This is a genomic window from Modestobacter sp. NPDC049651 (assembly GCF_040659695.1).
In the GTDB taxonomy this organism is placed as follows: domain Bacteria; phylum Actinomycetota; class Actinomycetes; order Mycobacteriales; family Geodermatophilaceae; genus Modestobacter.
This window is the reverse complement of sequence record NZ_JBFAOG010000001.1, coordinates 670,526-684,426: the sequence shown is the minus strand read 5'-3', so window position 1 is coordinate 684,426 and position 13,901 is coordinate 670,526. Positions and strand designations below refer to the sequence as shown.

Annotated in this window: 14 protein-coding genes; 7 read left to right on the top strand and 7 right to left on the bottom strand. The window is 73.0% G+C overall.

Translation table 11 applies throughout. The features are described 5' to 3' along the window. Positions 1 to 78: 78 nt before the first annotated feature. From AB0J00_RS03310 to AB0J00_RS03280, 7 genes are read right to left on the bottom strand one after another with little or no spacing between them, the layout of a single operon-like run. Positions 79 to 1,518 (bottom strand): NAD-dependent succinate-semialdehyde dehydrogenase, encoded by a 1,440-nt coding sequence (locus AB0J00_RS03310; protein ID WP_357740095.1) that lies wholly within the window; start codon positions 1,516 to 1,518, stop codon positions 79 to 81. Beyond that, positions 1,515 to 2,741: an iron-containing alcohol dehydrogenase gene (locus AB0J00_RS03305; RefSeq protein WP_357740092.1), complete on the bottom strand. Its 1,227-nt coding sequence runs from the start codon at positions 2,739 to 2,741 to the stop codon at positions 1,515 to 1,517. Before AB0J00_RS03305 ends, AB0J00_RS03310 begins: the two co-directional genes overlap by 4 nt. Beyond that, positions 2,734 to 3,489 (bottom strand): SDR family NAD(P)-dependent oxidoreductase, encoded by a 756-nt coding sequence (locus tag AB0J00_RS03300; protein WP_357740089.1) that lies wholly within the window; start codon positions 3,487 to 3,489, stop codon positions 2,734 to 2,736. Before AB0J00_RS03300 ends, AB0J00_RS03305 begins: the two co-directional genes overlap by 8 nt. Continuing rightward, positions 3,486 to 4,286, bottom strand: a complete 801-nt coding sequence (locus AB0J00_RS03295; protein WP_357740086.1) for an aldolase/citrate lyase family protein — start codon at positions 4,284 to 4,286, stop codon at positions 3,486 to 3,488. The genes AB0J00_RS03300 and AB0J00_RS03295 overlap by 4 nt, the downstream gene beginning before the upstream one ends. Then, positions 4,286 to 5,197 carry a hypothetical protein gene (locus tag AB0J00_RS03290; RefSeq protein ID WP_357740083.1) on the bottom strand — a complete coding sequence of 304 codons (912 nt, stop codon included), beginning with the start codon at positions 5,195 to 5,197 and terminating at the stop codon, positions 4,286 to 4,288. The genes AB0J00_RS03295 and AB0J00_RS03290 overlap by 1 nt, the downstream gene beginning before the upstream one ends. Next, positions 5,194 to 6,150, bottom strand: coding sequence for a 3-keto-5-aminohexanoate cleavage protein (locus AB0J00_RS03285; RefSeq protein WP_357740080.1), 957 nt, complete (start codon positions 6,148 to 6,150; stop codon positions 5,194 to 5,196). Before AB0J00_RS03285 ends, AB0J00_RS03290 begins: the two co-directional genes overlap by 4 nt. Beyond that, entirely contained in the window at positions 6,150 to 7,070 is a 921-nt protein-coding gene (locus AB0J00_RS03280; protein ID WP_357740076.1) for a DUF6282 family protein, read from the bottom strand. Before AB0J00_RS03280 ends, AB0J00_RS03285 begins: the two co-directional genes overlap by 1 nt. Positions 7,071 to 7,249: 179 nt before the next feature. On the opposite strand from AB0J00_RS03280, the gene AB0J00_RS03275 reads away from it, so the two are divergent. From AB0J00_RS03275 to AB0J00_RS03245, 7 genes are all read left to right on the top strand, one after another. Further along, complete coding sequence (locus AB0J00_RS03275; RefSeq protein WP_357740073.1) at positions 7,250 to 8,056, top strand: helix-turn-helix domain-containing protein; 807 nt, start codon at positions 7,250 to 7,252, stop codon at positions 8,054 to 8,056. A gap of 32 nt (positions 8,057 to 8,088) precedes the next feature. Beyond that, positions 8,089 to 8,955 (top strand): ABC transporter permease, encoded by an 867-nt coding sequence (locus tag AB0J00_RS03270; RefSeq protein WP_357740070.1) that lies wholly within the window; start codon positions 8,089 to 8,091, stop codon positions 8,953 to 8,955. Further along, positions 8,952 to 9,830 (top strand): ABC transporter permease, encoded by an 879-nt coding sequence (locus AB0J00_RS03265; RefSeq protein ID WP_357740067.1) that lies wholly within the window; start codon positions 8,952 to 8,954, stop codon positions 9,828 to 9,830. Before AB0J00_RS03270 ends, AB0J00_RS03265 begins: the two co-directional genes overlap by 4 nt. Before the next feature lie 8 nt (positions 9,831 to 9,838). Then, the gene (locus AB0J00_RS03260) at positions 9,839 to 10,975 is read left to right on the top strand and encodes an ABC transporter ATP-binding protein (RefSeq protein WP_357740064.1); all 1,137 of its coding nucleotides are present in this window, start codon (positions 9,839 to 9,841) and stop codon (positions 10,973 to 10,975) included. A gap of 236 nt (positions 10,976 to 11,211) precedes the next feature. Next, on the top strand, positions 11,212 to 12,303 hold the full coding sequence (locus AB0J00_RS03255) for an extracellular solute-binding protein (RefSeq protein WP_357740061.1): 1,092 nt from the start codon (positions 11,212 to 11,214) through the stop codon (positions 12,301 to 12,303). Between the two features lie 64 nt (positions 12,304 to 12,367). After that, positions 12,368 to 13,135, top strand: coding sequence for a helix-turn-helix domain-containing protein (locus AB0J00_RS03250; protein ID WP_357740058.1), 768 nt, complete (start codon positions 12,368 to 12,370; stop codon positions 13,133 to 13,135). After that, entirely contained in the window at positions 13,122 to 13,763 is a 642-nt protein-coding gene (locus tag AB0J00_RS03245) for a nuclear transport factor 2 family protein (protein WP_357740055.1), read from the top strand. The genes AB0J00_RS03250 and AB0J00_RS03245 overlap by 14 nt, the downstream gene beginning before the upstream one ends. Positions 13,764 to 13,901: the final 138 nt, after the last annotated feature.

Genomic DNA, 13,901 nt, shown 5'->3' with positions numbered 1-13,901 from the left:
CGACGAGGACGCTGCAGACCGCGACCGGGTCCCGCTGGACGGTGACCCCGGGCGGCCGGATGGGCCGCGGCGACCCGGTCAGGCGGTCAGCGCGATGTACTTCTCCTCGAGGAACTCCAGGATCCCCTCGGAGCTGCCCTCCCGGCCCAGCCCGCTCTGCTTGACCCCGCCGAACGGCGCCGCCGGGTCGCTGACCACCCCGCGGTTGACCGCGACCATCCCGGCCTCCAGCCGGCGGGCGACGGCCATCGCCGACCGCTCCTCGCCGAACACGTAGGCCATCAGGCCGTAGATCGTGTCGTTGGCCATCCGGACCGCCTCGTCGACGTCGTCGAAGCGGACGACGGCGGTCACCGGGCCGAAGATCTCGGTGGTGCTGATCCGCGACCCGTGCCGCACGCCGGTGAGCAGCGTGGCGTCGTAGAAGGCTCCCTCGGCCGACGCCGTCCCGCCGCGGACGACGGTCGCCCCGTCGGCCACCGCGCTGTCCACCAGCTCGGCCACCTTGTCCCGCTCGGCCACCGACACCAGCGCGCCGAGGTCGTTGGCGCGGTCCAGCCCCGGGCCGACGGCGACCTTCGACAGCGCGGCGTCCAGCCGGGCGACGAACTCGTCGTGCAGCGAGCTGTGCACGTAGAACCGGTTGGCCGCGGTGCACGCCGACCCGCCGTTGCGCATCTTCGCCAGCAGCGCGCCCTCCACGGCCACCTCGAGGTCGGCGCCGGGCAGCACGACCAGCGGGGCGTTGCCGCCGAGCTCCATCGAGGCGCTGACCACCGAGTCGGCGCAGGCGTGCAGCAGCTCCCGGCCCACCTCGGTCGAGCCGGTGAACGACAGCTTCCGCACCTCCGGCCGGTCCAGCATCGCCTTGACCAGCGGCCCGGTGGGCACCGGCGTGACCAGGTTGACCACGCCGCGCGGCACTCCCACCCGGCGCAGCACGTCGACCACGTACGCCGCGGTCAGCGGCGTCTCCCGGGCGGGCTTGAGGATCGTCGTGCAGCCGGCGGCGAGCGCCGGGGCGAGCTTGCGGGTGGCCATCGCGGCGGGGAAGTTCCACGGCGTGACCAGCAGCGAGACCCCGATCGGCTGCCGGTCGACGACGATCCGCTTGTCGCCCGCGGGCGACAGCCGGTAGTCGCCGGGCACCCGGACGGCCTCCTCGGCGAACCAGCGGAAGAACTCCTTCGCGTAGCCGGCCTCGCCGATCGCGTCGCCCCAGGACTTCCCGTTCTCCCGCACCATCAGCTCGGCGAAGAACTCGACCTCCTCGGTGAGCAGGTCGTACGCGGCGCGCAGCAGCTCGCTGCGCTCGCGCGGCGCGGTCGCCGCCCACGCCTCCTGCGCGGCGGCCGCGGCGTCGACGGCGGCCTGGCAGTCGGCCCCGGAGGCGATCGCGAACTGCGCGATCACCGACAGGTCCGACGGGTCGACGACGTCGAAGCGCCGGCCCTCGGAGCCCGGCCGCCACTCGCCGTCGATGAACAGGTCGGTGCGCAGCTCGGTGCTGGCGGTCATGCGGGGCTCCGTTCGGTCAGGACGCCGGCGTGGGCGTGCTCGAGCACCTCGAGCAGGAGGTCGCGGGTGGGGTCGACCGGTGCGATGGCCAGCAGCCGCGCCGAGCGCAGGCCGAGCTCGGCGATCTCGGGCAGCTGGTCGCGGTCGATGCCGATCTCGGCGAGGCTGCTCGGGACGCCGATCTGCGCGTTGATCTCGACGACCCGGGCCAGCGTGCGGTCGGCGGACGCCTCGCCGGCGGGGACGCCCTCCAGCGCGGCGCCGAGCGCGGCCAGCCGCTCGGCACCGTCGGTCGAGCGGCGGACCACGTCGATGACGTAGGGCAGCACCAGCCCGGTGCCCAGCCCGTGCGGCGTCTTGGTGAGCGCGCCGATCGGGTACTGCAGCGCATGGCACAGGTGGGTGCCGGTGGAGCCGAACGCGATGCCGCCCAGCAGCGCACCGCGGGCCACCTCGGCCCGGGCCCGCCGGTTGCCGGGCTCGGCGACCGCGACCGGCAGCCAGGGCCCCAGGGCCGCGGCGGCCTGCAGCGCGACCGGCTCGGCCAGCGCGTTGCGGCCCGTGAACACCGGCAGCGGCGCCGACCAGTCGGTCTCGAGCGGCCGCGCGGTGTAGGACTCCACCGCGTGCACCAGCGCGTCGATGCCGGAGAACGCCGTGACGCTCGCCGGCGCGCCGAGGGTCAGCTCGGGGTCGACGACCGCGGCGGCCGGCACCAGGAACGGGCTGGAGATGCCCACCTTGAGCGCGCGGTCCGGGTCGGAGACCACCGCGACCGGTGTGACCTCCGAGCCGGTGCCCGCGGTGGTGGGCACCGCGACGACCGGCAGCACCGGGCCGGGCACCTGGTTCTCGCCGTAGTACCGGTCCAGCGGCCCGTCGAAGGTCGCCAGCAGCGCCACCACCTTCGCGGCGTCCAGCGCGCTGCCGCCGCCGATCGCCAGGACGACGTCCGCCCCGAACTCGCGGGCCACGTCGGCGGCCGCGGTCAGGGTGTCGACCGGCAGCTCCGGGGTGACGTCGGAGTACACCTGCACCTCGACGCCGGCCGCGGTCACCGCGGCGACCACCTCGGCCAGCACCGCGGAGCCGGCCAGGAACGGGTCGACGACGGCCAGCGCCCGCCGGCCGGACAGCGCGACCAGCTCGGGCAGCTGCGCGCGGGCGCCGTAGCCGTAGTGCACGCGAGCCGGCAGCCGGAGGGTGCCGATGGCGTCAGGCAACGAAACCACCGTCCACCGGCAGGACGACGCCGGAGAGGTGCGAGGCCCGGTCCGACAGCAGGAAGGACACGACCGCGCCCACCTCCGCGCCGGTGCCGGCCTTGCGCAGCGGGGTGGCCGCGATCCGCGCCTCGACCCCACCGGGGATCGCCTCGCGGGTCTTCTGCAGCATCGGCGTCTCGGTCGGGCCGGGGGCCACGACGTTGACCCGGATGCCCAGCGGCCCGAAGTCGTGCGCGGCGGTGCGGGTCAGCCCGATGACGGCGTGCTTGCTGGCCTGGTAGCCGCCCATGCCGGAGCTGCCGCGCAGCCCGCCGATGCTCGAGACGTTGACGATCGACCCGACGCCGGCCGCCTCCATCACCCGCACCTCCTCGCGGAGGCAGAGCCAGGTGCCCTTCACGTTCACCGCGAGCAGCCGGTCGAACTCGTCCTCGGGCACCCGGTCCAGCCGCCCGGCCTGGGTCATCGCGGCGTTGTTGAACGCGCCGTCGAGCCGGCCGAACCGCTCCACGGTGGCGTCGACGAACCGGGCGACGTCCGCGGGCACCGACACGTCGCCGGCGCACCACGCCACGTCCGCGCCGTCGGCGTCCAGCTCCTTCGCCAGCGCCGCGAGCGGCTCCTCGTTCCGCGCGACGAGCATCAGCGACGCCCCGTCGGCGGCCAGCAGCCGCGCGGTGTCCGCGCCGATCCCGGCGCTCGCGCCCACGACGAGCACGGCCTTGCCGGCCAGTGGCTCACTCATCTGTTCTCCATCTCCGGTGACGGGAAGGCCACGCTGCGGCCGGCCGCGACGGCCGCCCGGGCGGCGGTGCCGAGCAGCGTGGCGTCGTTGCTGAGCAGGGTGAAGGTGAAGCCGGCGTCGACGGCCGCCTGCACCGACGCGGTGGTGGCGCCGCCGGCGTTGCCCACCGGCACGCCGGCGTCCCGGCCGGCGGAGACGGCGGCGGCGATCAGCTCGAGCACGGCCGGGTCGTCCGCCGTCCGGCCCTCGCTGACCGACAGGTCGGCGGCACCCACGAGCAGCGCGTCGACGCCGTCCACCGCGGCGATCGCCTTGGCGTTGCGCACCCCGGTCGCGCTCTCGATCTGGGCGATGAGCACGACCTCCTCCTGGCCGTACCGCAGGTACTCGGCCAGCGGGGTCGCACCCCAGGCGCCGGCCCGGCTGGTCGCCCCGACGCCGCGGGTGCCCAGTGGCGGGAACCGGACGGCGGCGGCCGCCGCGCGGGCCTGCTCGGGGGTGTCCACGTGCGGGAACATGACGCCCTCCGCGCCCGCGTCGAGCACCCGCTGCACCAGCCCGGGGTGCGCGTCGGCGACCCGGACGATCGGCGAGACGCCGGTGTGCAGCGCCGTGCCGATCAGCCCGAACGCCGACTCGAGGTCGACGGGGGAGTGCTCCAGGTCGATGACGGCGAAGTCGAAGCCGGCCAGCGCGACCAGCTCCATCACCTCCGGCGCGGGGATCTTGACCCAGGTGCCCAGCGCCGGGCCGGCGCCGCCGGCCAGGGCTGCGCGGAACAGGCTCGTGCGGGCCATCATCTCGCCGGGTAGTCGTCGGCGTTGAGCACCCAGCCGGAGTCGGAGAAGTCCTGCCGCGGCGGGCCGAAGATGTCGATCAGCTGCTGGTGCTCGCCGATGCCCTGGGTGGTGTGCACCGTCGGCGGCGGGATGACGCAGATCGACGGCGTGGCGATCTCGCGGCTCTCGTCCGGCCGCCACTGCGTCGCGTCCGGGCCCCAGGGGTAGCGGATGTGGTGCATGAACCGGCCCTGCACGGCCAGCGAGATCTGCTCGAAGTCGTCGTGGTGGTGCGGCGACAGCTTGTGCACGTTGCGCGGGCCGGGCTCCTCGGCGAGGAAGTTCACCATCAGGTTCGTCGTCCGGAAGATCCGGCCGAAGCGGCCCTCGGCGATCGGGGTGTCGGCCAGCCGGTACACCCGCAGCCGGAAGCCGCCGACCGGGTCCGGCCACGGCACCAGCGGGGCGGCGCGGAGGTCGGGCTCGGCGTACGCGTCGGCGTTGAGCGCGGCGGCGGTCAGGTCCGGGGCCTCCGCGGAGAACAGCCGGATGAGCACGCCGTCGGCGTCCACCCGCACCTCGCTGTCGCCGGGCGGGACGACGACGAACGCCTCCTCCGCGACCGACGCGCTCTCGTCGCCGGCGGTGACGGTGACCGGGGCGCTGGCGGAGTACATCAGGACGGTGTACTCGTCGGGCTGGCCGCTGCGGGCGAAGACGTCGCCGGCCCTGGCCTCGGTGTAGGCGAGCACCAGGTTGCTGGCGCGGGCGAGCCAGGTGCGGCTGCCGTGCGGCCCCGTCTCCGACGGCGGCTGGGCGAGGAACTCGATCCACTGCGACGGCTTGATCGGGGTCGCGGGGTCGACGGTGCGCTGCGGCGCGGCGGTGGCAAGCTGCGAGCGGATGTCGTCGGCGGCGTAGGTCGTCATGCGAGGGCGCTCCTGTCGGTGCGGTCCGGAGAGGTGGCGTCGCGACCGCGCAGCGCGAGCATCGCGCGGGCGTCGGCGGGGGTGGCGATCTGCTTGCCGAGGTCCTCGACGACGGCGCGGATCTTGGTGACCTGCTGGGCGTTGCTCTCGGCGAGGCGGCCCTTGCCGAGCCAGAGGCTGTCCTCCAGCCCGACCCGCACGTGCCCGCCGAGCCAGGCGCTGTGGGTGGCGAACTGCATCTGGTCGCGGCCGGCGGCGAAGGCGGAGAACGAGTAGTCGTCGCCGAAGAGCTTGTCGGCGATCCGCACCATGTGCTCGAGGTTCGCGTGGTCGGCCCCGATGCCGCCGAGGATCCCGAACACGCCCTGGACGAGGAACGGCGGCTCGGCCAGGCCCTTGTCGGCGAAGTACGCCAGCGAGTACAGGTGGCCGATGTCGTAGCACTCGAACTCGAAGCGGGTGCCGGTGGCGCCGAGCGTCCGCAGGGTGTGCTCGATGCGGTCGAAGGTGTTGATGAAGGGCTGGCTGTACGTGTTGCGGACGTACGGCTCCTCCCAGTCGTGCTGCCACTCGGTCACCCGGTCGGCGATCCCCGAGTAGACGAAGTTCATCGAGCCCATGTTCATCGAGGCGAGCTCGGGGGAGAACGTGGTCGCGCCGGCCAGCCGCTGCTCCATGGTCATCGCCGACGAGCCGCCGGTGGTGATGTTGATGACCGCGTCGGTGGCCTCGGTGATCCGCGGGACGATCTGCTCGAACAACTCCGGCTCCCAGGCCGGGCGGCCGTCGGGGTGCCGGGCGTGCAGGTGGACGACGGCCGACCCGGCCTCGATCGCGCCCAGCGCCGCCTCGACCACCTGGTCGGCGCTCAGCGGCAGGTACGGGCTCTGCGAGGGGACGTTCACCGATCCGGTGACCGCCGTGGTGATGACGACCTTCTCGGCCTTCCGCATCAGTTCGTCTCCTCCAGACCCAGGAGGAAGGCGGTGTTGCGGCAGATCATCTGGCGGATGTCGGTCTCGCTGATGCCGTGGTCGAGCAGCTGCTGGACGACGAGCAGGTAGGCGTCGACCGGCAGCGGGTTGCCCACCTGGCCGAGGTCGGAGTCGATGACCGTGCGCTCGGGGCCGATCTTGCGGATCCAGTCGACCAGCTGCTCGATCGGCCAGTCGGGGGCGGTCACCCGCGGGTCGTACATCGACAGCTCGTGCTCGACGAAGGCGCCGAGGCCCAGCATCTTCTCGATCGCCTGGTCGGAGGCCTTGATGATGTAGTCCGGGTGGTGGATGAGCATCCGCCGGACGCCGTTGCGGTGCGCCGTCTCGAACCAGGCGACCATCGACTCGCCGTCCAGGTGACCGCCGGTGAGCAGCACGTCGGCCTCGCCGACCAGACGGGTGACCAGGTCGGTCTCCGCGGACACGTCGCCGGAGGCGTCGAAGACCGACACCTCCTGCTCGTAGAGGTTGCCGGTGTTGTGCGGGAAGCCGTCGTCGTGCCGGTGGGCCTCGATGTGCTGGCCGGCCGACACGGTCGGGCCCCACACGCACCTGCCGCCCATGTTGATCGCGACCGCGACCGCCGAGGGGTTGATGCCACCCACCTCGGAGTTCATCGCGACCCCGCCGTACATGGGGGTGGGGGCCTCGGCCAGCCGCGGGCCCATGGCCAGCAGGTCCATGACCGTGTTGTGGTGGTGCGACTTGACCAGGGCGGCCCGCATGCCGATCCGGGCGCCGTCCCACGAGGCCTCGACGTGGTCGAGCCGGCGGGGGAACGGGCTGGGACCCGAGTGGCAGTGCAGGTCCACGACGCCGTCGAGCACCTTCAGCAGGGCCGGCGACGGCTCGGCGCCCGTCTCCAGGGTGGTCATCCGGGAACTCCTTTGTTCGAGATGCGCAATCGTTGTTCAACATACGGACGGCAGTCAGGGGTGTCCAGCACCGGGAGTTCCGGACGTTCGCAATGCGGATCCGATGATTGCATCGTGAACTGTGACCTGGTTGACTCCGCCCCGCGGAGCGCACCGACGCGCTCCCCGAGGGGGTGTAGATGGACCTCACGCAGCTGGAACCGGTGCTGCGCGGCGGAGCGGCTCCGGCGGCGCTCCGGCCCGGTCCCGACGGGCCGGGCGGCGACGCCGACCGGACGCCGATCCAGGCCATCGACCGGGCGGCCAACGTGCTGTCGCTGCTGGACCAGGACACCCGGGTGCTCACCGCGTCGCTGGTCGCCGAGCGGCTCGGGCTCAACCGCACGACCGCCCACCGGTACCTGCAGTCGCTGCAGCGCGCCGGGTTCCTGAGCGCGACGGCGGGCCCCGGCCCGCTGCTGGACCAGCTGTCGGCGCTGATCTCGGTGCGCCAGCAGATCCTCACGCTGGCCCCCGCGGTGATGCGCCAGCTGGCCGACACCACCGGCCTCACGGCGGTGCTGAGCTTCCTCGGCCGCACCGGGGCCGTGGTGACCCTGGTCGAGGAGCCGCAGCAGGGCACGATCCTGCTCACCGTCCGGATCGGCACGGTGCTCGAGGTCAAGGCGGCGCAGACCCGGGTGCTGCTCGCCTTCCAGTCCGACCCCCGGGCGGTGAGCCGGGCGCACGCCACGCTCCCGCCCGCCGAGGTGGCCGCCGAGCGGGCGGCGCTGCACGACGCCCGCCGGCACCGCCTCGCCTGGGCCGACCTCGACCGGATCGGTCTGGCGTCGGTCGCGGTGCCGATCCTGGCGACCTACGACGTCCAGGCGGCCATGGCGCTGATCGGCACCACCGCCCGGCTCAACCCCTCCGACGACTCCGCGGAGCGCGTCCGGGCCCTGCAGGACGCGGCCTCGACGCTCACCTCGATGGTCGCCGGCTGACCTGCTGACCCCACGAAGAGGTGGATGCCGACATGACCGCTCCCGCCCGCCGGCGGGCCCCGGCGCCGCACTGGCTGCTGCTGGTGCCCGCCCTCGCCCTGCTCGCGGCGATCCTGCTGCTCCCGCTGCTGCAGAGCCTCTGGCGCAGCGTCGACGCGCCGAACTGGACGTTCGCGCACTACCGGACCCTGTTCACCGACGGGGTCACACTGCGGGTGCTGTGGCGCACCGTGCAGACCGCGGCGATCGTCACCGTGATCGCGTTCGCCCTCGGCTACCCCTACGCCTACGTCATGACCCGGGTGGGCCAGCGGCTGCGCGCCGTCCTGCTCGTGCTGGTGCTCGTGCCGTTCTGGACGTCGGTGATGGCCCGCAACTTCGCCTGGGTGCTGATCCTGCAGCGGGGCGGGCCGGTCGACGAGTTCTTCCAGTTGTTCGGCCTGCACGTCGTCCTCTACGGCAAGACCGCCGGCGTCGCGGTCGCGATGAGCCAGGTGCTGCTGCCGTTCATGGTGCTTCCGCTGTTCGCCTCGCTGTCCGGCATCGACCGCCGGCTGCTGCTGGCCGCCCGGGGCCTGGGCTCCTCGCCGCTGGTCGCCTTCTGGAAGATCTACTGGCCGCTGTCCCGCGGCGGCGTCACCTCCGGGCTGATCCTGGTCTTCACCCTCAGCCTCGGCTTCTACGTCACGCCGGCGCTGCTCGGCTCCCCGCAGCAGTCGCTGATCGCCCAGCTGCTCGCCCAGCGCACCAGCCAGCTCCTCGACTTCCAGGGCGCCGGCGCGCTCGGCTGGCTGGTCCTGGTCATCACCCTGGCGCTGGTCGCCTGGGCGAACCGGGTCGGCGGCACGGTCTCGGCCATCGGCGTCGCCGCCACCACCCCCACCCAGGAGCAGCGATGACCTCCACCGCCCCGGCCCCGACGCTGCCCGCCGACCTGGAGCGCGCCGTCGCCGAGCCCACCCGCCGGTCCCGCCGCCGCCGCGACCGGGGGATCGACCCGATCCCGTGGTGGCTGCGCATCGCCACCGCCGTGGTCGGGCTCTACTTCATCCTCCCGACGCTGTTCGTCATCCCGATGAGCTTCAGCGAGTCGACGACGTTCTCGTTCCCGCCCAAGGGCTTCTCGCTGCAGTTGTACCGCAACTTCTTCACCGACCCCGCGTGGCTCACCTCGCTGCGCAACTCGGTGCTCGTGGCGCTCACCGCCGCGGTGATCGCCACCGTGGTCGGCACCGCCGCGGCGGTGGGGCTGCACCGGCTCACCGGCCGGCTCGCCGGGCTGGCCCGAACGCTGCTGATGATCTCGGTCGTCACGCCGGGCATCGTGCTCGCGGTCGCCGTCTACATCTCGTTCCTGCGCTGGCACCTGGTGGGCACGTTCACCGGGTACGCGCTGGCGCACGCGGCGCTCGGCGTCCCGTTCGTGCTGGTCGCGGTGACCAGCGCGCTCGGCTCGTTCGACACCAAGCTGCTGCGGGCCTCGGCGTCGCTGGGCGCCACCCCGCTGCGCACCTTCCAGCGGGTGACGCTGCCGCTGATCAGCCGCGGCGTCGTCACCGGGGCGATCTTCGCGTTCGTCACCTCGTTCGACGAGGTCGTCATCGCGCTGTTCCTGCGCTCGCCCACCTTCCAGACGCTGCCCGTCCAGATGTTCAACAGCGTCACCTTCCAGGTCGACCCGACCATCGCCGCGTCGTCCTCCCTGGTGGTCACCGTGGTCACCCTCGTCTGCCTCGTCCCGCAGCTCGTGGGCCGTCGGCGCACGCCCCGATAGGAGTTCGGATGTCCCTCACCACCACCCCCGCCGCCGCGCCGCCGGCCCCGGCGACCGTCGCGAGCACCGGCACGCAGATCCGCCTCACCGACGTCACCAAGGACTACGGACTGGCGAACCCCGCGGTCGACGCGGTGTCGCTGACCATCGAGCCGGGCGAGTTCATGACGCTGCTGGGGCCCAGCGGGTCGGGCAAGACGACGACGCTGAACCTGATCGCCGGGTTCGAGACGCTGACCTCCGGGTCGATCGCGCTCGACGGCCGGGACGTCAGCGACCTGCCGCCGCACCGGCGCGACCTCGGGATGCTGTTCCAGAACTACGCGCTGTTCCCGCACATGACGGTGGCGCAGAACGTCGCCTACCCGCTGCGGGAGCGGAAGCTGCCCAAGCCGGAGATCGCCCGCAAGGTCGCCGAGGTGCTGGAGCTCGTGCAGCTCACCGGGCGCGACGGGCACTACCCGACGCAGCTGTCCGGCGGCCAGCAGCAGCGGGTGGCGCTGGCCCGGGCGATCGTCTTCGCCCCCAAGGCGCTGCTGCTCGACGAGCCGCTGGGCGCGCTGGACCGCAACCTGCGCGGCGCCCTCCAGGCGGAGATCCACCGCATCCACCGGGAGGTCGGGTCGACGTTCGTCTTCGTCACCCACGACCAGGAGGAGGCGATGTCGCTGTCGGACCGGATCGCGCTGTTCAACAACGGCCGGATCGAGCAGTGCGGCACCCCGGAGACGCTGTACAAGGCGCCCGAGACGCTGTTCACCGCCCGGTTCCTCGGTGACTCAACGGTGTTCGAGCTCGACGAGCTGGCCGGGACGGCGGCCGGCTGGGGCGGCCGCCGCTGGGCGGTGGACCCCCGGTCGGTCGCCGGGCGCGCCGCCTCGGCCGAGCGGACCGCGCTGGTGGTGCGACCCGAGGACGTGCACCTGGTGGCCCGGGAGGCCGACGTGCCGCCGGGGGCCAACGCGGTGGCCGCGCGGGTCAGCGACGTCTCCTACCTGGGCGCCTACCGCACGGTGACGCTCGCGCTGGGGCCGGCGGGGGTGCTGGGCCTCGCCCGGCTCGACGCCGCGGAGACCGAGCTGGGGCTCGGCAGCGACGTCGTGGCGTGGTGGCGGGCGGACCGGCAGCGCGTCGTCGCCGCCTGACGGCATCTCCTGCAGACCTCCCGGCCGGGTGCTCCCGGCCGGGAGGTCTGCGTGCGTCCGGGCGCCGTCCACGATGCGCACCAGCCCGTCCCACTGTGCGCATGACCTGCGAAAAGACCCGCGGCAGGTGCTTGTCCGCCCGATGGTGGAGGCCTAATGTTCAGATGCCGATGTGAAACATCGCATAGTGAACGCACATCCGGGCGCGAGCCCGATGTCCAAGGGAAGTGACAACGGTGCCACGAACCAAGCGCGCGCTCGGGACCCTCGGGGCGATGGTCCTCGCCGTCTCTCTGGCCGCCTGCGGCGGCAGTGACGGCTCCACGGCCTCGTCCTCCTCGTCGTCGTCCTCCGGCGCGGGGCAGAAGGCCCAGCTGACCTTCGTCGGCTACGGCGGCGACGGCCAGAACGCCATGATCAAGTCCTGGCAGGAGCCGTACACGAAGGAGCACCCGGGGGTCACCTTCGTGAACACCTCGCCGCCGGACGTGGCGCAGGTGAAGGCCCAGGTGCAGGCCGACGCCGTCAACTGGGACGTCATGGCCGTCGCGCCGGCGGCCGCGGAGCAGAACTGCGGCACGCTCTTCGAGCCGATCAAGTACACCGGCGTCGACAAGGGCGACCTCGTCGACGACGCGATCGGCAAGTGCTACGTCGGCAACTGGCTGCTCTCCACGCCCATGGCCTACCGCACCGAGGCGTTCCCCGACCCGAGCAAGGCGCCGAAGACGGTCGCGGACTTCTTCGACACCAAGAAGTTCCCTGGTCAGCGCGGGGTCGTGACCAACCTGCAGAACGGCATCCTCGAGTACCCGCTGCTCGCCGACGGCGTCGCGCCGGACGACGTCTACCCGCTCGACGTCGACCGGGCGCTGAAGAAGTGGGACACCATCCGCAAGCAGACGACGTTCGCGCCGAACGTCGGGGCGCTGCAGCAGGCGGTGGGCTCCGGGCAGGTCGACATGTTCTTCCTGTCGGACTCCCGGCTCGTCCCCCTGATCAACCAGGGCACCGACATCACCATCGTCTGGGACGAGACGGTCGCCTCGCTCAACGGCACCGCCATCCCGAAGGGGGCGAAGAACGCGGCCGCCGCGCAGGAGTTCCTCTCCTACGTGACCAGCCCGGAGCCCGCCGCCGCCATCGCCGAGAACGTCGGCGTCACGCCGGTGAACAAGAACGCCAAGCCCGACCTGCAGGGCGCGGCCGCGAAGGTGCAGGTCTACGGGCCCGACAACAAGGGGAAGACCGTGCTGCAGGACATCGGCTGGTACACGAAGAACTTCAACGAGGCGACGACCAAGCTGACCAACTGGCTGGCCGGCTAAGCGACCTTCCTCCGGGCGGATGAGGCGGGGCGGGGAAGTTCCACCAGTGAACTACTCTGTGCGCATGGCGAACGCGGACGAGAACCAGGTGTCGACCGGTGACATCCGGGCGGTGGCCCGGGTGGCGCAGATCTGCGCCCTGTTCGGGCCCGGCGTGCAGGAGCTCTCGGCGGCGGACGTCGCCGAGAGCACCGGCCTCAACCGCACCACCGCGTACCGCTACTGCTCCTCGATGGCCACCGCCGGGATCCTCGAACGAGGGTCCCGGCGGGGCACGTTCGCCCTCGGTGGGCTGATGCTGCAGCTGGGCGTCCAGGCGCTGGGCCGGCAGCGGATCGTCGAGATCGCCGGCCCGCACCTGCAGCGGCTGCGCGGCGCCGTCCGGATGACCGCGGTGCTGAGCATCCGCGGGGCCAGCGGGCCGGTGGTCGCGCTGGTCGAGGAGGACACCAGCCGCGGCGTCGTCGTCACCGTGCACCCCGGCACCAAGCTCGGCCCGGCCGCCGCCCAGGCCCGGTTGATGCTCGCCTACGGCGACGCCGCCGCGGTCGAGGCCGCCACGGCCGGGCTGTCCGTCGCCGACCGGGCCCGGCTGGAGACCGACGTCTACTCCGCCAAGCGCCAGGGCTGGTGCGTGGCCTGGCACGGCAGCACCTTCGGCGTGGCCGCCCCGGTCTTCGACGACAAGGGGCTCGCGGCCACCATCGCCGTGCTCGGCGCCGGCGAGCTGGACCTGGAGTCGACCCTCGAGCAGCTGCTCGGCACCGCCCGCGAGCTGACCGCCGAGCTCACCACCGCACCCGGAGAGGCCCTGCTGCATGCCGACGCCTGACGTCGACCCCGCCGACCGCGAGGCGCTGCTCGACCTGGTCCGCCGTGAGCGCTTCGCCCGCGACCAGCGGCGCTTCGACGAGATGGCCGAGTGCTTCCACCCCGCCGCGTGGGTGCGCACCACCTGGTACGACGGCCGCGGCGGCCAGGCCTACGTCGACGCCACGCGCGCCCTGCTCGGCGACGTCCCGAGCACGCCGTCCACCGGCCGGCACTGGGTGCTGCCGGGCGTCGTCCGGGTGACGGGCGACCGCGCCACCGTGGAGAGCCCGGCGTCGATCTTCGGGCGCTGGGAGCTCGGCGGCGTGCCGGCCGACATCCACACCTACTGCCGGTTCTTCTCCCGGGCCGTGCGCGCGGACGGGCGGTGGCGGATGCTCACCTTCCACGTGCTGTTCGAGTTCGACGAGCTGCGGCCGGTGGTGCCCGGCCAGGTGCCCGACCTGGACCTCGAGCTGCTCGGCTCGCTGCGCCCCTCGTACCAGTTCCTCGGCTACGCGCAGGTCCAGCGGGGCGTCGAGCTCGACCACGGCCTGCTCGGCGACGACCGGTGGGCCGACCTCGTGGCGTTCCACGAGCGCGAGGCCGCCTGGCTGTCCGGCGCCGGCGCGCTCGACGACCCCACCTGACCCTCCGCCCCCCGCCCCTCTCCGCTTTCGGCGCCGAAACCGTCCCCGGGTTCGGCGCCGAAAGTGTGTTCGGAGGTCGGCTCGCTTGTCCGTCAGACGGAATGCGTGCTCGTCATGTGAACTTCGGTCTGCTGGACT